This is a genomic window from Micromonospora chersina, from assembly GCF_900091475.1.
GTDB classification, from domain to species: Bacteria; Actinomycetota; Actinomycetes; order Mycobacteriales; family Micromonosporaceae; genus Micromonospora; species Micromonospora chersina.
The window spans coordinates 723,681-750,406 of the sequence record NZ_FMIB01000002.1 but is presented as its reverse complement, the minus strand read 5'-3'; the positions used below and the strand labels follow the sequence as shown (position 1 = coordinate 750,406).

Here is a 26,726-nt window from a genome sequence, read left to right as displayed (position 1 = left end):
GTGCGTCACTGGTCATGTGAACCATGACACAGTGCCCCCACAGTCCGGAGAACCCGATGTGCCAGCACCTACCCACCTGCCCCTCCGCCGAGGCGACGGATCGCGAAGCCGCACGCGTCCTCGCCTGCTTCCCTGAGCAGGGCTGGAGCCTGCTCTGCAACGGTGTCATCGTCTTCGAGGACACCGGTGAGCTGCTCCCCGACGGCAGCACCATCGCCCCGCACCGCGGCCCCGCCCGGCACGCCCTCGTCGCCTAGACGATCACGCTCCGTCAAGGAGCCTACGCGTCGGCCACCGGTCGACGCGCCCGGCCGGGGCGGCGGCACTGCACCGCCCCGGCGTACCGCGTCAGTTCTCGAACGCCTCCGGCGCGGGACACGAGCAGACCAAGTTCCGGTCGCCGTACGCGCCGTCGATCCGCCGCACCGGCGGCCAGTACTTCCCCGCCCGGTCGATCCCGGCCGGGTACGCGCCCACCGACCGCGGGTACGGGTGCGGCCACTCGTCACCCGACACCATGGCCGCGGTGTGCGGCGCGTTGGCCAGGGGGTTGTCGCCCGCCGGCCACTCCCCCGAGCCGACCTTGTCGATCTCCTCGCGGATGGCGATCATCGCGTCGCAGAACCGGTCCAGCTCGGCCAGGTCCTCGCTCTCGGTCGGCTCCACCATGAGCGTCCCCGCCACGGGGAACGACATCGTCGGCGCGTGGAAGCCGTAGTCGATCAGCCGCTTCGCCACGTCGTCGACGGTCACGCCGGTGGCCTTCGTCAGCGGCCGCAGGTCCAGGATGCACTCGTGCGCCACGAGGCCCTTGTTGCCGGCGTACAGCACCGGGTAGTGCTGCCGCAGCCGCGCCGCCACGTAGTTCGCGGCGAGGACCGCCACGCCGGTGGCGCGGGCCAGCCCCTCGGCGCCCATCATCCGCAGGTACGCCCACGGGATCGGCAGGATCCCCGCCGACCCGTGGTTGGCCGCGGAGATCGCCGGCCGCCCGTCCTCGTGCGCGCCGAGCGGGTCGCCGGGCAGGAACGGCGCCAGGTGCGCCCGCACCGCCACCGGGCCCACGCCGGGGCCGCCGCCGCCGTGCGGGATGCAGAACGTCTTGTGCAGGTTCAGGTGCGACACGTCCGCGCCGAACCGGCCCGGCTTGGCGAAGCCGACCAGCGCGTTGAGGTTCGCGCCGTCGACGTACACCTGCCCGCCGGCGTCGTGCACCTTCGCGCACAGCTGCGCGATGCCCGTCTCGTACACCCCGTGGGTGGACGGGTAGGTCACCATGATCGCGGCGAGCGCGTCCCGGTGCTTGTCGATCTTCGCGTCGAGGTCGACCAGGTCGACGTTGCCGTCGGCGTCGCAGCCGACCACGACGACCCGCATGCCGGCCATCACCGCCGAGGCGGCGTTGGTGCCGTGCGCCGACGACGGGATCAGGCACACGTCGCGGTGGCCCTCGCCGCGCTGCCGGTGATAGGCCCGGATGGCCAGCAGCCCGGCCAGCTCACCCTGCGACCCGGCGTTGGGCTGCACACTTACCGCGTCGTAGCCGGTGACCTCGGCCAGCCAGCCCTCCAGCTGCGCGATCAGCTCCCGGTAGCCGGCGGTCTGCTCGGCCGGGGCGAACGGGTGCAGGTGCGCGAACTCCGGCCAGGTCACCGGCTCCATCTCGGTGGTGGCGTTCAGCTTCATGGTGCACGACCCGAGCGGGATCATGCCCCGGTCCAGGGCGTAGTCGAAATCCGACAGCCGGCGCAGGTAGCGCAGCATCGCCGTCTCCGAGTGGTGGGTGCGGAACACCGGGTGGGTGAGGAAGTCGCTGGTGCGGTGGAACTCCGCCGGCAGGTCAGCGTCCACCTCCCCGTCGACCCCGGCCACCCCGAACGCCGCCCACACGGCCGCCAGGTGCGCGGCCGTGGTGGTCTCGTCGCAGGAGATGCCGACCCGGTCGGCGTCGACCAGCCGCAGGTTCACGTTGCGCGCCGCGGCGGCGGCCACCACCTCGGCGGCCCGCCCCGGCACGGTGGCGGTGACGGTGTCGAAGAACGCGACGTCCGCGACCTGCACGCCCCCGGCGCGCAGCCCGGCCGCGAGCCGCGCCGCCGCCTCGTGGGTACGCGCGGCGATGGCCCGCAGCCCGTCCGGGCCGTGGTAGACGGCGTACATGCCGGCCATCACGGCCAGCAGCACCTGGGCGGTGCAGATGTTGCTGGTCGCCTTCTCCCGGCGGATGTGCTGCTCGCGGGTCTGCAACGCCAGCCGGTACGCGGGGTTGCCGTCGGCGTCCTTGGACACCCCGACGAGGCGGCCCGGCAGCATCCGCTCCAGCCCGGAGCGGACGGCCAGGTAGCCGGCGTGCGGGCCGCCGAAGCCCATGGGCACGCCGAAACGCTGGGTGGTGCCGGCGGCGATGTCGGCGCCGATCTCGCCGGGCGGGCGCAGCAGCGTCAACGCCAGCAGGTCCGCGGCGACCGTCACGAGGGCACCGGCGGCGTGCGCGGCCGCCACGAGCCCGCTGTGGTCACGGACCGCCCCGGACGCCCCCGGGTACTGCAGGTGCAGGCCGAAGAACTCGCCCGGCAGCTCGTCGCGCTCGACGTCGAGGACCCGCACGTCGATGCCGAGCGGCTCCGCGCGGCTGGCGATCACGGCGATGGTCTGCGGCAGGGTGTCGGCGTCGACCACGTACACCGGGCTCTTGCTCTTCGAGGCGCGGCGGGCGAGGGTCATCGCCTCGGCCGCGGCGGTGCCCTCGTCGAGCATGGAGGCGTTGGCGGTGGCCAGCCCGGTCAGGTCGGTGACCATGGTCTGGAAGTTCAGCAGCGCCTCGAGGCGGCCCTGGCTGATCTCCGGCTGGTACGGCGTGTACGCGGTGTACCAGGCGGGGTTCTCCAGCACGTTGCGGCGGATCACCGCCGGGGTGTGCGTGCCGTGGTAGCCCAGCCCGATCATCGACACGGCCACGGTGTTGCGGGCGGCCAGGGCGCGCAGCTCGGCGATGGCCTCCCGCTCGGTGGCCGGGGCGGGCAGGTCCAGGGCGCCGTGCCAGCGGATCACCTCGGGGATCGCGGCGTCCATCAGCTCGTCGATGGAGCTGTGCCCGACGGTCTCCAGCATCCGGCGCTCGTCGTCCGGGCCGGGGCCGATGTGCCGGTCGGCGAACTGCTCTGCGGTCATGCGCTGCGCTCCTTGTGGGGGCGAGGTCGACGGGTCGGCCTCCCCCTGAGTCGCGCTGACGCGCTCCACAGCGCCTGCCCACGTGGTCCTTTTGCCTGAGAGGTTCCGGGGAGAATCTGCCCCTTCGGCGCCGTCCGGGTGGTTCCCGGACGGTCTCTCCCACGTGGGTGGTACCGGCATGGTCAACGCTACCAGCGACCATGTTTCCGGCTCATGTCGTACCCCGCCGCGGGGTCGGTCACACCGCGGCGGCGGGAACCGGCCCGGCGGCGACCCGGTCGGCCAGGGCGGTCAGGGTCGCGCCCAGCGGCGCGTCGAGGGTGAGCGAGGCGTACCCGTCGCCGCGGGTGGGGCCCTGGTTGACGATGGCCACGGGGATGCCGAGCTTCGCCGCGCGCAGCACGAACCGCCGCCCCGACATGACGGTCAGGGACGAGCCGAGCACCAGCAGCGCCCGGGCCCGCTCGACGTGGGCGAAGCAGTCGGCGACCCGGGGCGCGGGCACCGTCTCACCGAAGAACACCACGTCGGGCTTCAGCATGCCGGCGCCGCAGATGCCGCAGTCGACGGTGCGGAACCGGGACACCGCCTCGTCGGGCAGCTCCACGTCGCCGTCGGGGTTGACGTGCGCGACCCGCGCGTCGAACCCCGGGTTCGCCTCGGTGAGCCGCCGGTGCAGCTCGTCGCGGGAGGTCAGGTTGCCGCAGTCCAGGCAGGTCACCTCGTCGAGACGGCCGTGCAACTCGATGACCCCGGTGGCGCCGGCGGCGGTGTGCAGGCCGTCGACGTTCTGGGTGATGATCCCGCCGAGCAGCCCGGCGCGCTGCAGCCGGGCCACCGCCCGGTGCCCGTCGTTCGGGGCGGCCCGGGCGATCATCCGCCAGCCCAGGTGGCTGCGCGCCCAGTACCGCCGCCGGGCGTGCGGGTCGCGGGTGAACGCCTGGTAGGTCATCGGGGTGTGCCGGCGGGCCGCGCCGGAGGGCCCCCGGTAGTCCGGGATGCCCGACTCGGTGGACAGGCCGGCGCCGCTGAGCACCACCACGTCCCCGGCGCCCACCAGCCGGGTCAACGCGTCGAACGTCTCGGTCACGGTGTCCATGCTGCCTCGCCCGCCGCCGCGCGGCGACCACCGGCACCGGCGGTGACCGCCGTCACCGCACCGCCCACGACCGGCGGGACCCGGCGGGCGGCCCGTCCCGCGACTAGGTTGAGGGCATGCGCGTCGTCATCGCCGGAGGCCACGGGAAGATCGCCAAACTGCTGGAGCGGGAACTCGCCGGCCGCGGCGACACCGCCGTCGGGTTGATCCGCAACCCCGACCACGCGGCCGCGCTGCGCGCCGCCGGAGCGGAACCCGTCGTCTGCGACCTGGAGCACACCGACGTCGACACCGTCGCCGGGCACCTGACGGGCGCCGACGCGGTGGTCTTCGCCGCCGGGGCGGGCCCGGGCAGCGGCGCCGCCCGCAAGGACACCGTCGACCGGGCCGCGGCCGTGCTGCTCGCCGACGCCGCGCAACGCGCCGGGGTCCGCCGCTACCTGCTGGTCTCCTCGATGGGCGTGGACCGGCCCCCGAGGGCCGGCACCGACGAGGTGTGGGCGGCCTACCTGCGGGCGAAGAAGGCCGCCGAGGACGACGTCACGGCCCGGGACCTCGACGTGACAGTGCTGCGCCCCGGCCGGCTCACCGACGACACGGCGGTCGGCCGGATCACCCTGGCCCGGCACGTCGACCCCGGCGCGGTCACCCGCGCCGACGTGGCCCGGGTGCTGCTGGCCCTGCTGGACGCCCCGGACACCGCCGGGCTCACCCTGGAGCTGGTCGGCGGGGAAACCCCGCTGGCCGAGGCGGTCCGCGGCGCCGCCGGCTGACCGGCCGGCGGAGCCGCCCGCGCCGCCCGCGCCGCGGTGACGGTCCGGCCCTCCCGGGTCGCCCCCCGGTCGGGCCGGACCGCCGCCCGCATGAGCGGGGGCGGCTCAGCGGTGGTGGCGCGGCAGCGCCGCCTGCGGCTGGCCCGCGCCGACGCCCGGGGCCTCCCGGGCGATCCGCTCCATCGTCCGCGCCAACTGCTCGCTGCCGTCGTCCAGATGCCGGGCCGCCGCCTGCATGTGCGAGATCATCATCTCGCCGAAGATCCGCAGCGCCTCCCGGGTCGCCACCGAGTCGTCGAAGTTCACCCCGGCGGAGCTGCGGTACTCCGTCACGGCCCGCTCGGCCTCCTGCTTCGCCTCCTCCGCCGCGGCCCGCATGTAGCTCTCGTACTGCATCCGGGCGTACTCGGCGACCCGGCGGGCGTAGTCGTGGGCCTGCGCGATGATCTGCTCGGCCTCCCGCTGCGCCGCCGACAGCAGGTTCACCTCCTTCGCCGCCGGCACCGCCGCCGCGTTGTCGGCGCTCGGGATCACCCCGTGCCGGTGCAGCTCCAGGTGGTCGTTGAGCCGCTCGTTCTCCGCCCGCAGATTCGCCAGCTGCGTGGCCAGCAGATCCAGCTCGTCGGCCACCTGCATCCGGAACCGGTCCACGTCGGCGTGGTCGTAGCCGCGGCGGGTGAACGACGCCGACCCGAACTCCCACCGGCGCACCCGGTCCGCGGTGAGACGCACCTGCGCCCCACCACCGGTCACCTGACCCGCCTCGTACCTGCTGATCGGGCTCGCACTCATTGAGTCACCTCCGTCGCCGTCCGCCAGGCCGGCCCGTACCAGTGCTTGCCGAAACCCTCGTGGTGCAGCTGACCCGGCTGATAGCCGGCACCGGTCAGCGCGGCCACCGAATGGCTCACCATCTCGTCGGAGCCGCACACGAACACGTGCCGGGACCGCCAGTCCCCGTCGGCGAGAACCTGGTCGGCGACCTGCATGAACTCACCCGGCCGGCGCGGATCCGACCCGGCCACGTACGTCACCCGCAGCCACGGGTACGAGGCAGCGAACTTGTCGATCGCCTCGCTGTCGTAGAACTCCAGCCGGGACCGGGCCCCCACGTACAGGTCCACCCGGCGGCCCGCACCCTCCGCCGCGACCTGCTCCAGCAGGGCCTTCACCGGCGCCCAGCCGGTGCCACCGGCCAGCAGCAGCAGATCCGACGACCCGGCCTGCCACAACGTCAACCGGTCACCCACCGGCGCGGCCAGGTGCAACTGGTCGCCGACCGCGCACCCGTACACCAGCCGCGACGACACCGCGCCACCCGGCGCGGCCCGCACGTGCAGCTCCAACGTCCCGTCCGGGCGGGGCGCGTTCGCCGGGGAGTAGTACCGCCACGACCGCACCGCCGGGTGGGACACCCCGATCGACTGGCCCGGGTTGAACGGCAGCAGGTACTGCGGCCGCACCGTCAACACCGCCACGTCGAACGTACGCCGCTCGTGCGCGAGAATCTCCGCCACCCACCACGGCGGCGACTTCGCCTCCGCCGCCTGCGCCGAGTCCATCATCACCTGCGCGACCAACCCGTACGCGGCCGCCCAGTCGGCCGCCAGCTCATCGGTCCACGCCTCGCCGCTGAAGTGCCGCAACGTCGCCAGCAGCGCCTCACCGACCGCCGGGTAGTGCTCGGCGCGCACCGCGAACTTGCGGTGATCCGCGCCGAGGTCCTGGAGGAACCCGACCAGCCGGTCCACCTGATCCACGTGCGACACGATGTGCCCCAGCGCGTTCACCAGGCGGTCCCGCTGCCCCGCCATGTTCGTGGGGAACATCTGCCGGGTCTCCGGATGCGCCAGGAACAGCGTCGAATAGAAGTAGAGCGGAACCTGGTCGCCGTGCGCGGCGACCAGGGACCAGCTCTGCTTGAGCCGCGCCGCGTCCACGCTCAGGCGTTCCCCGCGGACACGACCTGGTCCTGCACCTGGCCGAGCACCACGTGCACGTCGGCGATCACGTCGGCCGGCACGCCCAGCTCCACAAGGGTCGCCGTCAGGTGCTCACCGACCTTCACGTAGTGCGCCACCGGGATGTTCAGCGGCTGGTGCGCCTCGGCGAGCCCCCGACCGGCGTACTCGTTCGGGCCGCCCAGCACCACCGCCAGCATCAACGCCAGGTGCCGCCGCTGCTCGGGCATGTTCACGTCGGTGAAGTAGCCGGCCAGGTCCGGGTCGGCCAGCACCTTGTCGTAGAACAGCTCCACCGCGGCCTTCACCGCGGCGGCGCCGCCGATGCGCTCGTAGTGGGAGATCGGGGTGGTCTCTTCGGTCACCGTCATGGTGGTTCCTTCCGAACAGGGGGGTCACGCGGGCAGCGCCGCGGAGGGGCAACCGGAAGCCCACGCGCGTCGCACCCGCTCCACCGAACGGCCACGCGCAGACGACCGTGTCGGACCATAGCGTGCCCGCCGGAACGGGTCAGCCCTGCCCTATCCGATTCCCGACAACTGTCGATCACGGACAGTCAGCTATGCTGCCGCGGCGCTCGCGTCCCGCGACCACACCGCCACGCACGGTGGACAGCCGCGCCGCGCACCGCCGGAGACGGTCCCTTTCGGACACCACCGGTCCGCCGTCCACCGGCCCGCCGTTTCCGCAAGTCACGACCGCCCCACCCGACCGGCGGCAACCACCACCCGGGGCCGGTCACCGCCCCGCCGGCCGGCCGACACGCGCTGTGAACAAAAAAAGGGGACCGCGCCATGCCCGATCTGGGCGTGGCGCGGACCCGAAGCAGCGACCCGGGCGGTCAGCCCGCCCGGCGGCGCGCCCGCCGCGCCGCCAACTCGTCCCCCACCGACTCGGACTCCGACTCCACCGGCGGGCCGGCCGGCTCCGGCTGCCCACCCACCGGCTCCGCCGGCAGGTGCGACAGCGAACCCTGGATCTCCTTGAACGCGCCGCCGATCGCGATGCCGAACACCCCCTGGCCGCCCTGCAACAGGTCGACGACCTCCTCCGGGGACCGGCACTCGTACACCGTCGTCCCGTCCGAGATCAACGTGATGCCCGCCAGGTCCTCCACCCCACGCGACCGCAGCGCGTCGATGGCCTTCCGGATGTTCTGCAACGACACCCCGGCGTCCAACAACCGCTTCACGACCTTCAACACCACCAGGTCGCGGAAGGAGTACAACCTCGACGTCCCCGACCCGGACGCGTCCCGCACGCTCGGCACCACCAGACCCGTCCGGGCCCAGTAGTCCAACTGCCGGTAGCTTATGCCCACCGCGGGACACGCGGTCACACCCCGGTAGCCCACCTCGCCGTCAACGACCGGGTCAGGCTGCTGCTCCGTACTCGGACCAGGATCTCGCGGCTCGTGCATCCGGACAACCTCCCCGCCCGTGCGGTGACACGCCGTCTCCCCGTGCGTGCACCCCTCGACACCGCAACCCTAGCGCCGACACCGGGAGTCGACCCGCAGGACACATCGCGACACGCCGCACCGCCACCCGGAAGATCACCGACGGCGGCCAGCCGTCACCCACCGTGACCACCGCCGCCGCGCCGCCGACCGACCCACCGGCCGGCCACCTCAACCCGCGAAGTCCTCCGGACGCACCTGCTCCAGGAACTCCCGGAACTTCTCCACCTCGTCCTCCTGCTCGTCCGGGATCACGATCCCCGCCTCGGAGAGGACCTGCTCGGCACAACGAATCGGAGCCCCGACCCGCAACGCCAACGCGATCGAATCGCTCGGCCGCGCCGACACCCGAACGCCGTCACCGATCAACAGATCGGCGTAGAAGACGTTCTCCTTCAACTCGGTGATCTCCACCGCCCGCAACGGCGCCTGCAACGCCGCCAACACGTCCCGCAGCAGATCGTGCGTCAACGGACGCGCCGGCTTCACACCCTGCTGCTCGTAGGCGATCGCCGTCGCCTCGACCGCACCGATCCAGATCGGCAGATAGCGGTCCCCCTCGACCTCCCGCAGCAGGACGATCGGCTGGTTGCTGGGCAGCTCCACCCGAACTCCGACCACGCTCAGCTCGCGCACCGCCGCCTCCGTGTCGTTGTCACCTACGCCCGCACCGCGCCCTTCCCTGCACGGTACACGGACCGCGACACGGGAGTCCCATGCGCTACGTGCACCACGCCTCGCCGGAAAGGGTTACCCCGGCAAGCCTACGACACGCTTCCCGGCGCAGATCTTTCACGCGCCACCGGACGACCCCCACACACGGCGAAGGCCGGGCGCCCCCACGACACCCGGCCCCACACCACACCTCACCGGCCCAACGTCGACCGCAGCCCCACCCGCACCAACGCCGCGTGCAACTGCTGCGACAACGCCACCAACTCCCGCGCCGTCTCCGCCGCCCGGGCCCGCGCCGCCGGATCCGACTGCCGCGCCAACGGCGCCACCAACTGCGCGAACAGACCGACCTCCCGGTCCGCCGCCGTCCGGTACGCCCGCAGGTGCCGCGGCTCCAACCCGTACGCCGCCAGCCCCGCCACCGCCCGCGCGATGATCAACGCGTCCGCGTCGTACCAGCCCGGCGGATCCGGCACCAGCACACCGAGCCGCTCCAACTCCGCCAACGTCGACTCGTCGACACCACTGCGGGAGATCAGCTCCGCACGCCCCAGCCGCACCTCCGACGGCTCGGCGGACTCCGCCACCTCCCGGCCCGGCACCTCACCACCCGGACCGACCGCCACCAGATTCGGCCGCTGCCGCCCCGGCGCCGCACCCGAGGAGTCCCACTCCGCCAACTGGTCCCGGATCACCCGCAACGGCAGGTACTGGTCCCGCTGCGCGGTCAACACGAACCGCAACCGCGCCACATCGTCCCAGCTGTACTTCCGGTACCCCGCCGGCGTCCGCTCCGGCTCCACCAGGCCCTCGGCCTCCAGGAACCGCAACTTCGAGATCGTGACGTCCGGAAACTCCACCCGCAACTGCGCCAACACCTCGCCGATGCTCATCAGCGCAGGCCCACGCGCCTCCCCGGGCGGCGTCGAAGCCGCAGGCCCGTTCACCCCCGGCCGGCCTCCTCCTCCGGACGCGGACCAGCGATGAACACCACCCGGAACTTACCGATCTGCACCTCGTCGCCGTTGCTCAGCGTCGCCGCCTCGACCCGCTCCCGGTTCACGTACGTGCCGTTCAGGCTGCCCACGTCCCGCACCGTGAACGTGCCACCATCCCGGTGGAACTCGGCGTGCCGCCGCGACACCGTCACGTCGTCGAGGAAAATGTCACTGTCCGGGTGCCGGCCACTCGTCGTCACATCGTGGTCCAACAGGAACCGGGCGCCCGCGTTCGGACCCCGGCGAACCACCAGCAGCGCCATCCCCGGCGGCAACGAACCGGACATCCGGCTCGGCACCACATCGGTGTCCGGGCCCTCCAGCACTTCGTCGAGCGAACCGAGATTGAGCGTCGAAGTGACGTCGAGCGGGGGGAACTCGTCGTCTGGGCGCGTCATGGGGACCACCTCACGGATCTGTTTCGGTCGGCGTCGGGCAATGGCGGGAATGGCCGCCGGGCAGACACACACCCGGCGGCTGGCTCCCCGTGCCGGGAAGGCGCATTCCGCAACGCTCAAACTATGGGTTCTCGGTCAACTGGGCGAGCCTAGCCAGCGCCGAAAAACAGGGCAACCGGACGCGCGGAGACAACCCCGCCGCCCGGAACGGACGAACTCAGCTCTCGGTGAGCTCGCGGTACGCACCAGCGGTCAACAAACCCTCGACCGCCGCCGGATCATCCGGAGTGATCTCCACCAACCACCCCGCACCGTACGGATCCGTGTTGATCACCTCAGGGGTGTCGGACAACGCCTCGTTGCGCGCCGCCACCGTGCCGCTCAACGGCGCGTAGATCTCCGACACGCTCTTCGTCGACTCGATCTCACCCAGCGACTCACCCGCCGCCACCACCGCGCCCTCGTCCGGCAACTGGACGAACACGATGTCACCCAGGGCATCCTGCGCGAAGTGCGTGATACCGACCCGGACGGCGCCGCCGTCCCCACCAGCCACCCACTCGTGCTCGGCGGTGTACCGCAGATCCTCAGGAATCACCAGCTGCGTCCTTCGTCATCAGTGCACCGGGGGGAAACCGGCGCCGGCCGCGACCAGTCAGGAGACCGGCCGGGCGTGTTCCAGCTTGATCGGCGCGTGCAGCTGCGAAACCTCCACAGCCTCACTGTCCACCGGCGTCACGTTACCGCCGGCCTCCTCCACCGATGCGACCACCCCGCCGGGAATGTTCAACGCCGTACGCAGCGTCGCCGGATCACCGATCACCGAGATCACGTACGGGCCGGTCAACCGCCGCCCGTCCACCACCAGGCCACCACCCGGCGCGTCCACGAAATACGTCGACGCGATGATCCGCACCGCCGTCCCGTCCGCGCCCGCGATCTGCATCGCCTCCGCGCCCGCGCCCCGCAACTCCTGCACCGCGTCCAGGATCCGCTCCGACTCGACAGCCTTCTCCGGCCCCTCGAACCGCACCGACAGACCCGGCCCCACCGCCGGCAACGTGCCCGCCAGGATGCCCAGCTCGTCCGCCCGCCGCGTCGCCTCCTCCAGCGCCGCCTGCCGGCCCTGCTCACCCGAACGCAGCTGCCGCTGGCTCTCCTCCAGCGCCTCGATGTCCTGCCGCAGCCGCCGCTCCCGCGAATCCAGATCCGACGAGATCCGGACCAGGTCCTCCTCCCGCGTCGCCGCGAGAGTCGGATCGGTCGACGTCGTCTTCAACTGCACCACGAGCGTGAACCCCAGCAACGCCAGCAACACCGCGATCATCGCGCCCGCCGACGTCAACCGCCGCGACACCGGCGCCGGCTCCGCCCCGGCCGCCGACGCCCCCGGTTCCTCCGCCGGCTCCGGCACGCCCTCCTGCTCCGGCGCCGCCGGCTCGACCGGCGCCAACGGGCTCAACTCATCCGGATCGGGCGCGTCCGGGCGCGGATCCGGCTCACCGGCCGGACCCGACGGCCGCCCCGGCTCCGCCGGCTGCGGCCAGCCCGTGCCCGTCTCCCTGTGCTCCTCGCTCATCGCCACAAACCTACGCCCGGAACAGGTGCCGGCGGATCGCCGCCACGTTTCCGAAGATGCGCACCCCCAGCACGACCACCACACCGGTGGACAACTGACCGCCCACACCCAACTGGTCACCCAGGTACACGATCAGACCCGCCACCAGCACGTTCGAGATGAACGACACCACGAACTGCTTGTCGTCGAAGATCCGGTCCAGCTTCGCCCGCACCCCGCCGAACACGGCGTCGAGCGCCGCCACCACGGCGATCGGCAGGTACGGCTGCAACGCCGCGGGCACCGTGGGATCCAGATACACCCCGAGCACCACACCGGCGAGCAACGCCAGCACCGCGATCATCGGCCACCTCCGGAGGGGCTGGAAGAGGACCCCGGACCGGACGGCCCGGGACTTGTCGAACCGGCGACACCCGAACCCGAGGGGCTCGGACTCACCGAAGGCTCGGCGTAGCGTAGCCGTGGCTCCGGAGCCGCCGGCAGGGTGAGCTTGTCCGCGTCCTTCACCCCGAACGACAACCCGTTCGTCCGCGCCACGTAGCGCATCAGCTCGGCCGCCTCACTGTCGTCGAAGCGCTCCCGCATCGACCCCGGCCCGATCGCCGCCACCTCGTACGGACCCGTCACCGGCCGGTAGTCCACCAGGATCGCCTCGCCCGCCTGGCGGATCGTCGACGTCGCCGTCAACCGCTGCCCGTTGACGGCCACCGCCTCCGCGCCCGCCGCCCACAGCGCGTTCGCCACCTTCTGCAGGTCGGAGTACAACACCCGCGACGGCCCCGCGTCCGCACCGGTCACCGCGTCCTGATCCCGCGGCGCGTCCGCCAGGCGCACCACCACACCGTCACCGCGCACCCGGCCCAGGCCCGTGCCCGCCTCCAGGTTGCGCAGCCGCGACGCCTGCGACCCGCTCAGGGCCGCGTCCCGCTGCCGGCTGACCTCCTCGCGCAGTTGATCCGCCCGCGCCGTCAACCGGTCCGTCTCCGCCTCGCGCTGCTTGATCTCGGCGACCAGCCCGGCCCGCGCCTTCGCCCGGCCCGGCTCCTCCGCCATCGTCTCCCGGTAGGCCACCGCGAACAGGAATCCGATCACCAGCAGCACCACCAGGCCCACCGGCCGGCCCAACACCCGCCGCGCCCGCGACGGCGGCACCACCGCCCGGCGGGCCGCCGCGTCGGCGTACCCCGGATCGAGGGGGTTGCGGAACAGCTCGGTCAGGAAGTCCGGCGCGTACACCCGCGCCGACGGGTCGCGGCCCTTGTCCCGGTCCCGAGGCGGAGTCGCCGTCACGCCGCCGCTCCCGCGCGCCGCGCCCGCATGGCGCGGACCAGGCGGCCGGCCTGCACCACGTACATGGCTCCGGCCACCCAGTAGAGCACCAGACCCCACCAGGCCAGGCCCCAGCCGATCGCGCCGGCCGCGGTGGCCACGCCCGGGGCGGCGGCCGCCAGCAGCAGGATCGGGAACGCGGCCAGTAGCAGGAACGTGGCGGTCTTGCCCACGTAGTGCACGGGCGGCGGACCGTAGCCGTAGCGGCGCAGCACCGCGAGCGACCCGAGCAGCAGCAGCTCCCGGGCCAGCAGCGCCCCGGTGAACTGCCACGGCACCACCTCGCGGGCGGTGAACGCCAGCAGCGTGGCCAGGATGTAGAGCCGGTCGGCCAGCGGGTCGAGCAGCTCGCCCAGCCGGCTGACCTGCTGGAGGCGGCGGGCGATCCAGCCGTCCACCCAGTCGCTGGTGCCGCCGATGGCCAGCACCACGATGGCGGCCACGTCGGCCTTGACCACGAGGAACAGGTAGAGGAAGAGCGGCACACCGACGAGCCGGACGAAGCTGATCATGTTCGGCAGGGTGAGGACCCGATCCCCCACGACCGCCGCACCGCCGGGAGCCGGGTGCTCCGATGGAGCCGGCCGACGCGACACCGAACCCTCCCTCCGCAGCACGGTCCGGCGGCCGAGTGATCAGCCGCCGTGGGCACGTGCGCGTTGCCGGCCGGTCAGACGCCGGCGCCCTCTGCGATCCCGGGCTGGGACCTCCCCGTTGCGGCCCGCGATCGTGTCGATCACGGGCCGGTGAGTTGCGCTGCCACTATATCGGGCTCCCCCGGCCCGTCCCGGACCGAGCGCTGCGTGGGTGCTCAGCTTCGGCTGTTGTGCGGGCCGGCACCACCCGTAGTGCATCCTAGGACACTAGCTGAGTGCCAACGGGGTGCCGATCGGCTCGGCGGATCAGGCCGTGCGGGCGGTGGAGTCGGCCGCGGCCTGCGGGACGTTCGCCGACGCGGCCTGGCCGAACGCCAGCAGCGCCAGCAGCAGTTCGTGCTGCACGCGGTTGGGCATCCGGTCCAGCACCGCCTGGACCGCCCGGTGCCGCCGCTCGGTCAGCTCACGCAGCAGGGTCTCCGCCGCGGCCGTGGGGACCAGCCGCACCTCGCGCCGGTCGCGGGGGTCGGCCGCGCGCCGCAGCAGCCCGACCGCCTCCAGCCGGTCGCAGAGCCGACTCGCCGACGAGGGGACCACGTCGAGCAGCTCGGCCAGGCGGTTCACGTTGGTGTGCGGGTGGGCCATGATCAGCGACAGCACCCGCAGCTGCGTCGGCGAGACGCTGACGTTGTGCCGGGAGGTGGCGGAGTCGAGCACACCGATGAGCGCCTCGGCCGCCGCATCGATGGCCGCGGCAAGATTCGGAGGTCGCTCCACCAGCTGTCCCCTGCGATCGTCCCGCTCGTGTTCGCTCCGCCGGTCCGTCACCGCCCGCCGGCGTCGTCCGGAGGGCTGGAACCGCGCCAGTCCAGGCAGACAACGACCGCGTCGTCGCGGAGATCCGCGTCGGCGTGGTACGCGTGCAGTTCGCGCATCACCGTACCAACTGCCTCGGTCGCCGGTTGCAGCCGAGTGGACCGCATCGCGCGCGCCATGGCCCGTTCCCCGTACGGCTCCTGCCCGGCCGGCTCCGCCGCGTACACCCCGTCGCTGACCACGAAGAGCCGGTCGCCCGGCTGCACGGTGAACTCCTGCACGTCGTAGCGGGTCTCGGCGAACATGCCCAGCGGCAGTTGCTGCTCCAGCGCGATCGGGGTGACCGTGCCGCCGCGCAGCCGCAGCACGTGCGGCGAGCCCGCGTCCACGGCCCGCACGACGCCCCGCCGGGTGTCCAGCTCCAGCAGCAGCGTGGCCACGTGCCGGCTCCCCCGGTGCTGGTAGAAGATGGTGTCCGAGGCCAGCTCGGCCTGCTCCACCAGGCTGCCGCCGGAGCGCCGCGCGTTGCGCATGGCGTTGACGGTCACCGCGGTCAGCAGCGAGGCGGCCAGGCCGTTGCCGGCGCCGTTGAGCACCGTGACGGTGAGCCGGTCGCCGTCGACCGACCAGTCGAAGTGGTCGCCGCCCACCGTGTACGCCGGTTCGAGCTGCCCGGCCAGCACGAAGTCGCCGTGCGCGACGCTGCGCCCGGGCAGCAGGTCCCACTGCATCTCGGCGGCCATGCTCAGCCGTTCCCGCCGGCGCACCCGCCGGTAGCGGTCGGTCTCCCGGTCGGCCGCCCGCAGCGCCACCGCCAGGTCGCCCGCGACCTCCCGGGCCGTCGCCACGGTCGCCGCGTCCGGCCCGGCCGGCAGCTCGACCAGCAGCACGCCGAGCCGCTCCCCCCACGCCGTCAGCGGCAGGTAGGCCCGGCAGCGCCCGTCCTCGGCGGCGTCCAGCACCGGTTGCTGGCTGCGGAAGCAGCGCTGCGCGACACCCTGGCAGGCGAGGAAGCCGCCCTCGGGCAGGTCCGCGTCGAGCACCGGCCAGAGACCCGTGAACCGGTAGTCGGCGACGAACACCTCGGTCCGCGACGCCCCGAACACCCGGCGGACCACCGCGTCGGCGGCCTCCACCAACTGGTCGGGGGGCGCGGCGCGCAGGGCGCGCGACACCGCTCCGGACGCGTCCGGCATGCTGACATCCTCCGATGACGACTATTGCTGTAGAGCAAGCATCATACGGAGGGCCGCGGACAGCGGCGCGCCCCGGCTCCGGCCACGGGCGGCGGCGCCGGTCCCGGATGGACGGCCCGGCTGCTCAGCCGGCCGGTTTGGTGGCCAGCCCGCCGTAGAAGGCGTCCGGCACCGGCTCCGGTGTGCCGGCCGGCCGCCACCGCGCCACCGGCACGATGCCGTCCGCCGTCGGCTGCCAGCGGCCCAGCAGCGGCGCGAACCGCTCGGGCGCCCGCATCCGGAACGCCGGCCCCATCATGGCCAGCGCCTCCGGGTACGCGGCCAGTTCCTCGCTGTCGAAGTCGATGGCCAGGAAGCTGCCCGGCGCCACCGCCTCGTACAGCTCGTCGAGGGTGCGGGCCAGGGTGTCGTCGTCCAGGAACGCGGCCAGCCCGAGGAAGACCACCCCGACCGGCCTCCTCCCCCACCCCGGCACGAACCGGTGCAGCTGGGCCGGGTCGACGGTGCCGATGTCGGTGGCGTCGCCGTAGCCGTAGCCGGCCCGGTCGCTGTCGGCGAGCAGGCGCTGGCCCAGCCGGACCGTCACCGGGTCGACGTCGGTGTAGAGCACCGTGGCGTCCGGGGCCACCTCGTGCACGTTGCCGCGGGTGGGCACACCCGCCCCGAAGACCAGGAAGCCGTCCACCCCGGCGTCGGCGATCGACCGGACCGCCCGGCCCAGGAAGTCGCGCAGCGCGCGGAAGATCGCCGCGCAGGGCCCGTACGTGCCCTCGAAAGCGCCGGCCGCGGCCACGTCGACCGGGTAGTGATGCTCGCCGCCGAGCCAGTAGTCGATCATGCGGGCGGTGCTCGGCTGGTCGGGCTCGGCCATCGACGAGGCTCCCTCTCTCACGCGATGGTCGCCAGCGTACCCAGGGGTCGGCTCACGCGGTATCGCCCCGGCGGCCACCCACCTGCCGCGATACTGGCCGCGGCGGCCGACGGCGAGGAGGTACGGCATGAACTCGGCGAACGGCGCGGCCGTGGTGGTCGGGGTGGACGGCTCCGAGCCCGCCCTGGCGGCGGTGCGCCTCGCCGCGCGGGAGGCGGCCCGCCGGCAGCGGCCGCTGCGGGTGGTGCACGGGTTCATCTGGCCGCTGCTGCGCGTACCGCTGACGCCGTCCGCCGAGGGGCCACCCGGCGGGGGCCTGCGGCACCAGGCCGAGCAGCTGGTCGCCACGGCGGTCGCGGAGGCCCAGGCGGCCGCGCCCGGGCTGCGGGTCTCCGGCGAGATCATCGACGGGGAGGCCGCGGCGGTGCTGCTCGGCGAGTCCCCGACCGCCGTCCTCATCGTGCTCGGCGACCGGGGCCTGGGCGGGTTCGCCGCCCTGGTGGTCGGCTCGGTGGCGATCCAGGTCGCCTCGTACGCCGACTGCCCGGTGCTCGTCGCCCGCGGCACGCCGCGCCCGGCCGGCCCGGTGGTGGTCGGGGTGGACGGCTCCGGGCTGTCCCGCGCCGCGGTCGAGTTCGCCGCCGACGAGGCCGCGCTCCGCGGCGCCCGGCTGCACGCCGTGCACGCCTACACCCACCCGGCCTCCGCCGGCCCCGGCGACATGCAACCCCTGGTGTACGAGGAGAGCCAGCTGCGCGACGAGGAGGACCGGGTGCTGGCCGACGCGCTCAGCGGGCTGGCCGAGCGCCGGCGGGAGGTGCCGGTGACCCGGCAGGCGGTGCACGGCCGGCCGGTCGCGGCGCTCACCGAGGCGTCCCGCGAGGCCCAGCTGCTTGTCGTCGGCCGGCGGGGCCGGGGCGAGCTGACCGGCCTGCTGCTCGGCTCGGTCAGCCAGGGGGTGCTGCACCACGCCGACTGCCCGGTGGCCGTGGTCCGCGCCGCGGAGTGAACGGTTGGCCCCGGCCCGGGCGGGTAGACGGTACGGACATCCACAGCACCGGAGGAGGCAGCGATGCCAGGACCACGGCCGGGCAGCAACGCCTACGACAAGGAGCGGGCGCGGCTGCGGGATCTGATCGAACAGTCCGGGCGGGCCGCCGACCAGGAGGCGAACCAGGTCGCGAACCGGATTCTCCAGGACGACCGCGGCCAGCGGGGCGTGGTGCGGGGCGAACGGACGTTCGGCCCCAAGGGTGAGCGCGAACCGGGCGACCCGAAGTGAGGGCGGCACCAGCTGTCGACGGCGCCATCGCGGGCGCCGTCGGCAGCGCCGCGTTGAACGTCGTCAGCTTCCTGGACATGGCGGTGCGGGGCCGCCCGGCGAGCAGCACCCCCGAACAGACCGCCGGGAAGTTCGCCGACGCGGCGCATGTGGATCTCGGGCCCGAGGAGAAGGCGGCGAACCGCCGCTCCGGCCTCGGGCCCGTCATCGGTTACGGCACGGGGATCGCCGCCGGCGCGCTGTTCGGCATCCTGGCCGCCCGCCGCCGGGTCCCGCTGCCGCTGGCCGTGGGGCTGCTGGGCGGCGGGGTGATGGCCACCTCCGACGGCTCGATCGCGGCGCTGCGTATCAGCGACCCGCGGACGTGGAGCGCCACGGACTGGGTCTCCGACATCGTGCCGCACCTGGCGTACGGAGCGGCGGCCGCAGCCACCTGGTGGAGGCTGCGGCCGCCGTCACGGCGGGGCTGACTCAGCCCCGCCGCTCGCTCTCGTCGTCGCTCACCGGCGCGCCGGCCGGCCCGTACGGCGAGACCTGCCCCTTGGGGACCGGCCGCCCGGTGTCCGCGTTCGAGGTGCCGCCCTTGCCGTGGGGCCCCCGGCTCCCGGCCTGGGGAATGAGTTCCCGGCTGTCCTGGCTGGTCGCGCCCTTGTCGTTGCGGCGCAGTTCCTCCTGCTGCGGCTTGACCACAGGTCTCTCCTTCCGGTGGCGGCGCACGGCGTGGGCCGCGCACGTGGTTCGGGTACCCGCCGCCGCCGGGCGCATTCCGGCCCGGCCCGGGCGTCTGGTCCGGCGCCGGGCGGGTACCCCGACCGGATGCCAGACGATCGGAACGTGGCGCGGGCGCTGCTGGACCGGCAGAACCGCACCTACGCGGAGGAGGCCGGGATCACCATCGCCGACCGGCCGGGACCGCTCTACCAGCTGCTGGTGCTCACCACGCTGCTGAGCACCCGGATCCGGGCCTGCGTGGCGGTCGCCGCGGCACGCGAACTCTTCGCGGCCGGCTGGCGCACCCCGCAGGCCATGGAGGCGGCGAGCTGGCAGGACCGGGTCGACGCGCTCGGCCGGGGCCACTACCGGCGCTACGACGAGCGGACCGCAACCATGCTCGGCACCGGGGCCCGGCTCTGCCTGGACCGGTGGCACGGGGACCTGCGCCGGATGCACAAGGAGGCCGACGGCGACCGGGCCGTGCTGCGCCGGCTGCTCACCGAGTTCCCCGGCATCGGGCCGACCGGGGCGGACATCTTCCTGCGCGAGGTGCAGGCGGTCTGGCCGGACGTGCGCCCGTACGCCGACCGCCGGACCCTGGCCGGGGCGCGCCGGCTGGGCCTGCCCGCGAACCCGGGCGGCCTGGCCGGGCTGGTCGGCGAGGCCGACTTCGGGCGGCTGGCGTCGGCGCTGGTGCGGGTGGCGCTCGGCGAGGAGTCGGCCGGCGAGGTCAGCCGCTCCGCCGCGGCGGCCCGCTGACCCGGCCCTGACGGGTCCTCACTTGGCCGGGCCGGGCTTGGTCAGGTTCCAGGCCAGCGCGGAGGCGAGCAGGGCCAGGAGCACCACGCCGCCGGAGATGCCCTCGCCCTCCCCGCCGCTGCTGCGATGCCCGGTGGCGCCGAAATAGATCACGGCCAGCCCGGCGAGCACGGTGACGAACGTCCGCAGTCCTCGGTCCTTCACAGTCCGCACGGTACGGCCCCCGGGCGCCGCGAAAGGCCCGTTTCGCCCGCTTGTCCCCCGGTCGGGGGGTCACTCCGCCCGGCAGCCCGCGGCCGGACCGCGCAGCCGTACCCGGCGGATCGCCCGGTCCTCGACCTCCACCACCTCGACGGTGAGCCCGGGCAACCGGATGCGCTCCCCCGGCCCGGCCGGCAGGTGGCCCAGCCCGGCCAGGACCAGCCCGGCGACAGTGGTGTACTCCCGGGTCAGCGGGAAGGTCAGCTGCACGCCGGCGTCGGGCAGGTCGTGCAGCGGGAAGTCGCCCGGGAGCAGCAGCGCGCCGTCCGGCTCCCGGACCGCCTCGCGCACGTCCCGGTCGGTCTCGTCGTACAGCTCCCCGACGACCTCCTCGAGCAGGTCCTCCATGGTGACCAGGCCGTCCACGCCGCCGTACTCGTCGATCACCAGGGCGAGCTGCTCGTGGCGCTGGCGCAGCTGCCGCATGGCGTCGGCGACCGGCAGCGTGCCGGGCAGCAGCACCGGCGGGCGGACGCGCTGCCCGACGCTCTGCCCGTCGGCGTCGACGAGGTCGCGGATGTGCACCACCCCGCACACGTCGTCGAGCCCGCCGGGGCCGGTCACCGGCGCCCGCGAGCGCCCCGTGGCGGCCAGCCGGCGCATGGCCTCCGCGGCGGTCAGCTCCGCCGACAGGAACGTCACGTCCCGGCGGGCCACCAGGATCTGCCGGAGGGTACGGCCGGCGATGTCGAACGCCCCGGCCAGGATCTCCCGCTGCTGCGCGGACAGCCCTCGCTGGCTGACCAGCATCTCGCGCAGCTCCTCCTCGGTCACCTCCTGCCGGTTGGCCCGCGGGTCGCCGCCGGCCAGCCGGACCAGCAGGTCGGTGGCCCGGCCGAGCAGCCACACCGCGGGCCGGGACACCCGGGCGAGCAGGTCCAGTGGCGCGGCGCTGAGCAGAGCCCAGCGTTCCGCCGACTGCATGGCCAGCCGCTTCGGGGCCAGCTCGCCCACGACAAGCGTCACGAAGGTCAGCACCACTGTCACCAGCACCACGGCCACCGGGCGGGCGGCCCGGCCGAGGAAGCCCAGCGGGCCCACCAGCGGCTCCGCCAGCGACACGGCGGCGGCCGCCGAGGCGAGGAACCCGGCCAGGGTGATGCCGAGCTGGATGGTGGCCAGGTAGCGGTTCGGCTCCCGGGCCAGCCGGATCAGCCGCGCCCCGGTACGCCCCGACCGGCCCAGCCGCCGCAGCTGCCCCTCCCGCAGGGTCACGATGGCCATCTCGCTGCCCGAGAGCGCCGCGTTGATCAGCACCAGGACCGCCACCAGGACGAGCTGGCCGGCCATCAGTCGGTCTCCAGGTCGTCGAGGGAGATGGCGTGGGTCATCAGCCACCGGGCCAGCGCGGCCATCCCGAACAGCCACAGCGGCGCCGACTCGGTGGTGCCGTTCGTGGCGAAGATGGCGAACCGCAGGTCCGGTGCCCGGTACGCCTCGATCCGCCACCGGTGGTTCCGGTCCCGCCAGACCGCGGAAGGGTCCATGGCGTCACCGTAGGTGACCGGGCGCGGCTCCCGGTGCCGCTTGCCTCAGCCGCCGGGAACCACGTACCCGCCGAACAGGGCGGCGAGGACGGCCACCGCGACCGACACGACGATCCCGCCGAGCAGCAGGCCGCCCAGGCCGGACCAACCCGAGCGGCGCGGCCGGGCCGCCGGCAGGTCGCCCCGCCAGCGTTCCCGGTGCAGCCAGGCCAGCACGCCCAGACCGAACGGGAGCAGGCCGATCCAGAACCAGAACCAGCGGGTCCCGACCACCGGCGGCGGCCCGGCCACCAGCATGAGCAGCCAGCCGGCCCCGATGACCAGGGCCAGCAGCCCGGCCGCGTTGGCGAGCGCGTCGGCCAGCGTGTCCCCGTAGTGGGTGGTGGCGTCCCGGGCACGCGGGTCGGCCAGCGGGTCGGCCCCGGTCTCCGGATCTTCGACAGGCACGGCGGCGTAGCGGATCTGGCCGTCCGGGCGGGTCCAGACGAGCATCCAGGCGCCCTCGCCGTAGCGGGGCTCGGGGCGCCGGCCCCACGTGCCGCCGGTCTGCCACCCGTCGGCCCGCGCCATGGTGACGACCCGGCCGGCGGCGAGGTCGCGCTCCAGCTCCGCCTCGTCGGCGGCGCGCGGCGCCGTCCACCAGGCCAGGGCGGCCCAGACCAGCCAGCACAGCACCACGGCGAGGGGCAGGGCGCGGCGGCGCAGCCACGCCCGGTCCAGGAGGGCGGCGCCCGGCCGGTCGATCATGTGGTCACCCTCGCATCCCGGCGCAACGCTCAGCCGGGCGGGACGACCACCTCGCGGGCATCGTCGGGCAGCCGCCTTGTGGCGCCCCGGCGGTCGAGCAGCTCCAGCAGCGGCACCGCCACCCGGCGGGTGGTGTCCAGCGCCTGGCGGGCGGCGCTGAGCGTGAACGGCTGGGGCAGCCCGGCGAGGACCCGCACCGCGTCGTCCAGGGCGCCGGGCAGCAGCACCACGTTGTCGGCGAGCTTCAGCAGGGCGCCGGCGCGCACGGCCGCCCCGATCTCCCGGGGGCCGAGGCCGAGGTCGGCGAGACGGTGGGCCTCGGGGGCCTGGAACGGACGGTCGCCGTACTCGGCGCGGACCCGGGCCACCGCCCGGGCCACCGGTTCGGGCAGCGTGTCGGCCGGCGCGGCGGTGACCCGGCCGGCACGCAGCCGCAGCGGCGGGCGCAGCAGCGCCTCCACGAGCGCCCGGTCGGGCAGGCCGAGGCGGTGGCGCAGCACGTCGACCGGCACACCGGCCTCCAGGGGATGCTCGCGGGCGTGCCGGGCGACCTCCTCGGCGAGCCGGCGGCCCAGGTCCCGCCAGTGGTCGGGGTCGGCCAGCCAGTCCCCGGCGACCGGGGCGGCGGTGACCGGCACACCCATCCGGGTCAGCTCGCCGGCCCGGGCCAGGCGCCGCCGGCGCAGCTCCCCGGCCAGGTCGGGCCGGCCGTCCAGCCCCGCCAGCACGACGGCCCGGGCCACGGCGGCGCCCCGGCGACGCAGCGGCGGCGGGTCCACGTCCAGCACCGTCGCCCCACCGGCCACGTGGTGCCGGCCGGGGTCGCGCAGCAGCGCCCGGTCCCCGATCAGCAGCGGCAGCGGGCGGGCCAGCCGCAGCCGGACGGTGTCCGGGCCCAGGGGGCGTACGCGGACGGGCACCGCGGCCGAGCCGACGTGCAGGGTGAGGGTGGCCGGCAGGTCGGCGGCCGGGTCACCGGCGAGCCGCACGTCGAGCAGGTCGGTGCGGTGGAACCGGCCCGGGCTGAGCAGGGCGTCGCCGCGGGCCACCCGGTCCCGGGACACCCCGCGCAAGTTCACCGCCACCCGCGCCACCGCGTCGACCTCGTCGTGGGCGGTGTTCAGCGCGTGCAGGCCGCGGACCCGGACCGGCTCACCGGTCGTGGCGAGTTCGAGCTGGTCACCGACGCGCAGCCGGCCGCCGCCGAGGGTGCCGGTCACCACCGTGCCGCTGCCCCGGATCGTGAACGAGCGGTCCACCCAGAGCCGGACCGGGACGTCGCGGGCCGGGTCGGGCAGCCGGGCGACCAGCCGGCCCAGCGCGGCCCGCAGCTCGGGCAGGCCGGCGCCGGTGACCGCGCTGACCGGCACCGCCTCCACCGCGCCGAGCGACGTCGCGGCGATCTCCGTGCGCGCCCGGGCCAGCGCCGGTCCCGGGTCGGCCAGGTCGGCGCGGGTCACCGCCAGCAGCCCGTACGACACCCCCAGCGCGTCCAGGGCGGCCAGGTGCTCCGCGGACTGCGGCATCCAGCCCTCGTCGGCGCCGACCACGACGAGCGCGGCCGGGACCGGCCCGACGCCGGCGAGCATGTTCGGCACGAACCGCTCGTGCCCGGGCACGTCGACGAACGCGATCGTGCCGCCGGCGGGCAGCGTGGTCCAGGCGAAACCCAGGTCGATCGTCATGCCCCGGCGGCGTTCCTCCGCCCACCGGTCCGGTTCCATCCCGGTCAGCGCCCGGACCAGGGTGGACTTGCCGTGGTCGACGTGCCCGGCGGTGGCCACCACCCGCACGCTCAGGCCCCCGCCCGCAGGATGGCGGCCCGCACGTCCGGGTCCGCGTCGGCGGGCACGCACCGCAGGTCGAGCAGGAGCCGGCCGTGCAGCACCCGGCCGAGGATCGGCGGCGCGCCGGTGCGCAGCGGCTCGGCGTACCGCTCGGGCAGGCTCAGCGCCCAGGAGTCGAGTTCGACCCCGGGGGCGCCACCGCCGCCGACCACCGCGGCGCTGGGCACCACCTCGGCCTTGCAGCCGTCCTCGCCGAGCCGGTCGCGGAGCCGTTCGGTGCGGGCGCGCAGCGCTCCCGGGTCGGCGTGCAGCGCCTCCCGGGTCGGCGTGGTCGACGCGTGCAGGGTGGCGGCGAGCGCGGCCAGGGTCAGCTTGTCGACCCGCAGCGCCCGGGCCAGGGGGTGCCGGCGCAGGCGCTCGACCAGGTCGGCCGCGCCGAGCAGCAGCCCGGCCTGCGGCCCGCCGAGCAGCTTGTCGCCGCTGGCGGTCACCAGGTGCGCGCCGGCGCGCAGCGTGGTGGCGGCGTCCGGCTCGTCGGGCAGCAGCGGGTCGGGGGCGAGCAGCCCGGAGCCGATGTCGGCGACCACCGGCACGCCGAGGGTGGCCAGGTCGGCGACGGGCACCGTCGAGGTGAAGCCGGTGACCCGGAAGTTCGACGGGTGCACCTTCAGCACGAACCCGGTGCGCGGGCCGACGGCGGCGGCGTAGTCGGCGAGGGCGGTGCGGTTGGTGGTGCCGACCTCGCGGAGCCGGGCGCCGGTGCTCTCCAGCAGGTCGGGCAGGCGGAACCCGTCGCCGATCTCGACGAGTTCACCGCGGCTCACCACGATCTCCCGGTCCGCGGCGAGCGCGGTGGCGGCGAGGACGAGGGCGGCGGCGCCGTTGTTGACCACGTGCACGGCCGGCGCGTCGGGCACGGCGGCGGCGAGCGCGTCGAGCGCGTCCCGGCCGCGCCGGGCCCGCCGCCCGGTGCGCAGGTCCAGTTCCACGTCGGTGTGCCCGGCCGCGGCCACCAGCGCGTCGACCGCGGCGGCCGCGAGGGGGGCCCGGCCCAGGTTGGTGTGCAGCACGACGCCGGTGGCGTTGAGCACCGCCCGTGGGGTCGGCGCGGGCAGGTCGGCAAGCGCGGCGTCGCGTACCTGCTCGGGGGTGAGCTCGCCGGCGCGGGCCCGCCGCTGCGCCCGGACGATCGCGGCCTTGACCCGGTCGCGGCCGAGCGTGCCGGCCGCGGCGGCCAACGCCGGGTCGGCGAGCAGCGCGTCGGTACGCGGCACCCGCCGCCGCGGGTCGACGTCACGCATCGGGTCTCCCAGGGCTTGGCGGAGACGGACGGGAATCGAACCCGCCTGGCCCGGGTCCCGGACCACACCGGTTTTGAAGACCGGGAGGGGCACCAGCCGCCTGAACGCCTCCAACCAGCACCTAACCACATGTGATCTCCGGCCGCCCGCCGAGGGGCGGACCGGCACCGGATCAGGGCCCGGGCGTCTGGAAGTGGGGTCGTGGCTCGCCGGGTGCGGTGGGCAGGCGGGTGATCGGCGGGAGCACCAGCGCGACGAAGGCGAGGATGCCGATCACCGTGAAGGGCAGGGTGTAGCTCTTGCCGCTGGCGTCGTAGAGCAGCGCCGTGAGCAGCGGACCCACCACTCCCCCGATGCTCCAGGCCACGATCATCGCGCCGTAAATGGCGCCGGCGTTCGGCGTGCCGAAGTAGTCGGCGGCGGTCGCCGGCATGGTGCCGAAGCCGCCGCCGTACGCGAGGTAGACCAGTGCGGCGAGGGCCGCGAAGAGCCAGAACGCGGAGGCGTGCGGCAGGATCAGGAAGCAGACGCCCTGCAGGGCGAGCATGCCGATGAACGCCGGCATCCGGCCGATCCGGTCCGACAGCCACGCCCAGGCCACCCGTCCGCCGCCGTTGAACAGGCCCAGGACGCCGACCAGGCCGGCGGCGGTCGCGGCGCCGACCCCGGCGACCGCCTGCGCGGCGTCGGCGGCCTGGGAGATCAGCGCGATGCCGCACGTCACGTTGAGCGTCAGGATCAGCGTGAGCAGGTACCACTGCCGGGTGCGCAGCGCCTCGCCGAAGGTGTAGACGCGGGTGCCGGCGACGGCCCGGCCGCCGACCGCGGGCGTGAAGCCCGGCACCTGGTAGCCGGCCGGCGGGTCGCGGAAGAAGGACGCGCCCAGCAGCACCGCGACCAGGTAGGCGATGCCCAACGGCAGGAAGACGCCGGTCTTGTGGTCGGTGCCGGCCAGCAGCGCCTTCGCCACCGGCGCGGTGATCACCGCTCCGAAGCCGAAACCGGCGACGGCGATCCCGGTGATCAGCCCGCGCTTGTCCGGGAACCACTTGCTGAGCATGGCGATCGGCGTGATGTAGGCGGCCCCCAGACCGATGCCGCCCAGCACGCCGTAGGTGAGCAGCAGCAGCCACAGCTGGTCGCTGGACGACACCAGCGACGCGAGCATGGTCCCGACGGCGTAGAGGACGCCGCCGCCCAGCGCCACCGGCCGCGGCCCGCGCCGGTCCTGGATGCGCCCGCCCACCAGGCTGCCGATGAAGATGGTCCCGATGGCCACCTCGAACGGCAGCACCACCTCGGCCTTGCTCCACCCGAACTCGGCCTGCAGCGGCTTGTTGAACACGCTCCACGCGTAGACGGCGCCCAGCGCGAGCTGGACGAGAACGGCCGCGACGACGAGGCCCCACCGGCCCCGTGTCGGTGGTGGATTTCCCCGCGAACGAGCGGCTGTTGTGGCCATGAGCG

General features: G+C 74.5%; 31 protein-coding genes, 1 tRNA gene and 1 riboswitch. Of the genes, 6 read left to right on the top strand and 26 right to left on the bottom strand.

The features are described 5' to 3' along the window. Positions 1–56 precede the first annotated feature (56 nt). Positions 57–257, top strand: a complete 201-nt coding sequence (locus GA0070603_RS03380; protein WP_091306916.1) for a DUF5999 family protein — start codon at positions 57–59, stop codon at positions 255–257. A gap of 91 nt (positions 258–348) precedes the next feature. Here the strand turns inward: GA0070603_RS03380 and gcvP are convergent, their stop codons facing one another. Continuing rightward, entirely contained in the window at positions 349–3,171 is a 2,823-nt protein-coding gene (gene gcvP, locus GA0070603_RS03375; protein WP_091306912.1) for an aminomethyl-transferring glycine dehydrogenase, read from the bottom strand. Positions 3,172–3,244: 73 nt separating this feature from the next. Next, positions 3,245–3,343: riboswitch (glycine riboswitch) on the bottom strand. A 66-nt stretch (positions 3,344–3,409) separates the two neighbouring features. Next, positions 3,410–4,270: an NAD-dependent protein deacetylase gene (locus tag GA0070603_RS03370; RefSeq protein ID WP_167544475.1), complete on the bottom strand. Its 861-nt coding sequence runs from the start codon at positions 4,268–4,270 to the stop codon at positions 3,410–3,412. Positions 4,271–4,386: 116 nt separating this feature from the next. Between GA0070603_RS03370 and GA0070603_RS03365 the strand changes: the two genes are divergently transcribed. Beyond that, the gene (locus GA0070603_RS03365; protein WP_091306909.1) at positions 4,387–5,043 is read left to right on the top strand and encodes an NAD(P)H-binding protein; all 657 of its coding nucleotides are present in this window, start codon (positions 4,387–4,389) and stop codon (positions 5,041–5,043) included. A 105-nt stretch (positions 5,044–5,148) separates the two neighbouring features. Here the strand turns inward: GA0070603_RS03365 and GA0070603_RS03360 are convergent, their stop codons facing one another. The 15 genes from GA0070603_RS03360 to GA0070603_RS03290 form a co-directional block, all read right to left on the bottom strand. Further along, positions 5,149–5,835, bottom strand: a complete 687-nt coding sequence (locus tag GA0070603_RS03360; RefSeq protein WP_091306905.1) for a DivIVA domain-containing protein — start codon at positions 5,833–5,835, stop codon at positions 5,149–5,151. Next, entirely contained in the window at positions 5,832–6,983 is a 1,152-nt protein-coding gene (locus tag GA0070603_RS03355; protein ID WP_091306901.1) for a globin domain-containing protein, read from the bottom strand. The genes GA0070603_RS03360 and GA0070603_RS03355 overlap by 4 nt, the downstream gene beginning before the upstream one ends. A 2-nt stretch (positions 6,984–6,985) precedes the next feature. After that, positions 6,986–7,375 carry a group I truncated hemoglobin gene (locus GA0070603_RS03350; protein ID WP_091306898.1) on the bottom strand — a complete coding sequence of 130 codons (390 nt, stop codon included), beginning with the start codon at positions 7,373–7,375 and terminating at the stop codon, positions 6,986–6,988. A gap of 470 nt (positions 7,376–7,845) precedes the next feature. Next, the gene (locus GA0070603_RS03345) at positions 7,846–8,424 is read right to left on the bottom strand and encodes a MerR family transcriptional regulator (RefSeq protein ID WP_091306895.1); all 579 of its coding nucleotides are present in this window, start codon (positions 8,422–8,424) and stop codon (positions 7,846–7,848) included. A 210-nt stretch (positions 8,425–8,634) separates the two neighbouring features. Next, complete coding sequence (locus GA0070603_RS03340) at positions 8,635–9,099, bottom strand: bifunctional nuclease family protein (protein WP_073833177.1); 465 nt, start codon at positions 9,097–9,099, stop codon at positions 8,635–8,637. A gap of 230 nt (positions 9,100–9,329) precedes the next feature. Next, entirely contained in the window at positions 9,330–10,031 is a 702-nt protein-coding gene (gene ftsR, locus GA0070603_RS03335) for a transcriptional regulator FtsR (protein ID WP_187399492.1), read from the bottom strand. A 50-nt stretch (positions 10,032–10,081) separates the two neighbouring features. Beyond that, a complete protein-coding gene (odhI, locus tag GA0070603_RS03330) occupies positions 10,082–10,534 on the bottom strand; it encodes an oxoglutarate dehydrogenase inhibitor Odhl (protein ID WP_007071101.1) in 453 nt (150 codons plus the stop codon). 217 nt (positions 10,535–10,751) lie between these two features. Beyond that, complete coding sequence (gcvH, locus tag GA0070603_RS03325) at positions 10,752–11,132, bottom strand: glycine cleavage system protein GcvH (RefSeq protein WP_091306890.1); 381 nt, start codon at positions 11,130–11,132, stop codon at positions 10,752–10,754. Positions 11,133–11,189: 57 nt separating this feature from the next. Continuing rightward, positions 11,190–12,113 carry a DUF881 domain-containing protein gene (locus GA0070603_RS03320; protein WP_091306888.1) on the bottom strand — a complete coding sequence of 308 codons (924 nt, stop codon included), beginning with the start codon at positions 12,111–12,113 and terminating at the stop codon, positions 11,190–11,192. A 10-nt stretch (positions 12,114–12,123) separates the two neighbouring features. After that, positions 12,124–12,456: a small basic family protein gene (locus tag GA0070603_RS03315; protein WP_007071104.1), complete on the bottom strand. Its 333-nt coding sequence runs from the start codon at positions 12,454–12,456 to the stop codon at positions 12,124–12,126. Beyond that, positions 12,453–13,403 carry a DUF881 domain-containing protein gene (locus GA0070603_RS03310; protein WP_091306885.1) on the bottom strand — a complete coding sequence of 317 codons (951 nt, stop codon included), beginning with the start codon at positions 13,401–13,403 and terminating at the stop codon, positions 12,453–12,455. The genes GA0070603_RS03315 and GA0070603_RS03310 overlap by 4 nt, the downstream gene beginning before the upstream one ends. Further along, the gene (gene clsA, locus GA0070603_RS03305) at positions 13,400–14,038 is read right to left on the bottom strand and encodes a cardiolipin synthase ClsA (RefSeq protein WP_091306882.1); all 639 of its coding nucleotides are present in this window, start codon (positions 14,036–14,038) and stop codon (positions 13,400–13,402) included. The genes GA0070603_RS03310 and clsA overlap by 4 nt, the downstream gene beginning before the upstream one ends. Before the next feature lie 306 nt (positions 14,039–14,344). Further along, on the bottom strand, positions 14,345–14,815 hold the full coding sequence (locus GA0070603_RS03300) for a MarR family winged helix-turn-helix transcriptional regulator (RefSeq protein ID WP_091306879.1): 471 nt from the start codon (positions 14,813–14,815) through the stop codon (positions 14,345–14,347). Between the two features lie 47 nt (positions 14,816–14,862). After that, positions 14,863–16,050: a PP2C family protein-serine/threonine phosphatase gene (locus GA0070603_RS03295; protein ID WP_091306875.1), complete on the bottom strand. Its 1,188-nt coding sequence runs from the start codon at positions 16,048–16,050 to the stop codon at positions 14,863–14,865. A gap of 124 nt (positions 16,051–16,174) precedes the next feature. Continuing rightward, on the bottom strand, positions 16,175–16,921 hold the full coding sequence (locus tag GA0070603_RS03290) for an SAM-dependent methyltransferase (RefSeq protein WP_091306872.1): 747 nt from the start codon (positions 16,919–16,921) through the stop codon (positions 16,175–16,177). A gap of 127 nt (positions 16,922–17,048) precedes the next feature. Between GA0070603_RS03290 and GA0070603_RS03285 the strand changes: the two genes are divergently transcribed. The 3 genes from GA0070603_RS03285 (at position 17,049) to GA0070603_RS03275 (ending at position 18,673) form a co-directional block, all read left to right on the top strand. Continuing rightward, complete coding sequence (locus GA0070603_RS03285; RefSeq protein WP_091306869.1) at positions 17,049–17,930, top strand: universal stress protein; 882 nt, start codon at positions 17,049–17,051, stop codon at positions 17,928–17,930. Positions 17,931–17,993: 63 nt separating this feature from the next. After that, positions 17,994–18,203 carry a phosphatidylethanolamine-binding protein gene (locus GA0070603_RS03280; RefSeq protein WP_091306867.1) on the top strand — a complete coding sequence of 70 codons (210 nt, stop codon included), beginning with the start codon at positions 17,994–17,996 and terminating at the stop codon, positions 18,201–18,203. Then, on the top strand, positions 18,200–18,673 hold the full coding sequence (locus tag GA0070603_RS03275; protein ID WP_091306864.1) for a hypothetical protein: 474 nt from the start codon (positions 18,200–18,202) through the stop codon (positions 18,671–18,673). Before GA0070603_RS03280 ends, GA0070603_RS03275 begins: the two co-directional genes overlap by 4 nt. A gap of 1 nt (position 18,674) precedes the next feature. On the opposite strand, the gene GA0070603_RS03270 is transcribed toward GA0070603_RS03275, so the two are convergent. Then, a complete protein-coding gene (locus tag GA0070603_RS03270) occupies positions 18,675–18,893 on the bottom strand; it encodes a hypothetical protein (protein ID WP_091306860.1) in 219 nt (72 codons plus the stop codon). 126 nt (positions 18,894–19,019) lie between these two features. Here GA0070603_RS03270 and GA0070603_RS03265 point away from each other — a divergent pair, with 126 nt between their 5' ends. Further along, positions 19,020–19,676 (top strand): hypothetical protein, encoded by a 657-nt coding sequence (locus tag GA0070603_RS03265; protein ID WP_091306857.1) that lies wholly within the window; start codon positions 19,020–19,022, stop codon positions 19,674–19,676. 18 nt (positions 19,677–19,694) lie between these two features. Here GA0070603_RS03265 and GA0070603_RS03260 read toward each other — a convergent pair whose 3' ends face one another. From GA0070603_RS03260 to GA0070603_RS03230, 8 genes are all read right to left on the bottom strand, one after another. Continuing rightward, positions 19,695–19,880, bottom strand: coding sequence for a hypothetical protein (locus GA0070603_RS03260; protein WP_091306855.1), 186 nt, complete (start codon positions 19,878–19,880; stop codon positions 19,695–19,697). 69 nt (positions 19,881–19,949) lie between these two features. Next, complete coding sequence (locus GA0070603_RS03255) at positions 19,950–21,227, bottom strand: hemolysin family protein (RefSeq protein ID WP_091306851.1); 1,278 nt, start codon at positions 21,225–21,227, stop codon at positions 19,950–19,952. Further along, entirely contained in the window at positions 21,227–21,424 is a 198-nt protein-coding gene (locus tag GA0070603_RS03250; RefSeq protein WP_091306848.1) for a hypothetical protein, read from the bottom strand. The genes GA0070603_RS03255 and GA0070603_RS03250 overlap by 1 nt, the downstream gene beginning before the upstream one ends. A gap of 45 nt (positions 21,425–21,469) precedes the next feature. Further along, positions 21,470–22,171, bottom strand: coding sequence for a hypothetical protein (locus tag GA0070603_RS03245; protein WP_091306845.1), 702 nt, complete (start codon positions 22,169–22,171; stop codon positions 21,470–21,472). A 29-nt stretch (positions 22,172–22,200) separates the two neighbouring features. Further along, the gene (selB, locus tag GA0070603_RS03240) at positions 22,201–23,964 is read right to left on the bottom strand and encodes a selenocysteine-specific translation elongation factor (RefSeq protein ID WP_091306842.1); all 1,764 of its coding nucleotides are present in this window, start codon (positions 23,962–23,964) and stop codon (positions 22,201–22,203) included. A gap of 2 nt (positions 23,965–23,966) precedes the next feature. After that, positions 23,967–25,259, bottom strand: a complete 1,293-nt coding sequence (gene selA / locus GA0070603_RS03235; protein WP_091306839.1) for an L-seryl-tRNA(Sec) selenium transferase — start codon at positions 25,257–25,259, stop codon at positions 23,967–23,969. Positions 25,260–25,275: 16 nt separating this feature from the next. Then, positions 25,276–25,371: transfer RNA gene (locus GA0070603_RS31385), tRNA-Sec, on the bottom strand. 60 nt (positions 25,372–25,431) lie between these two features. Then, a complete protein-coding gene (locus tag GA0070603_RS03230) occupies positions 25,432–26,721 on the bottom strand; it encodes an L-lactate MFS transporter (protein WP_091306836.1) in 1,290 nt (429 codons plus the stop codon). Between the last annotated feature and the right edge of the window lie 5 nt (positions 26,722–26,726).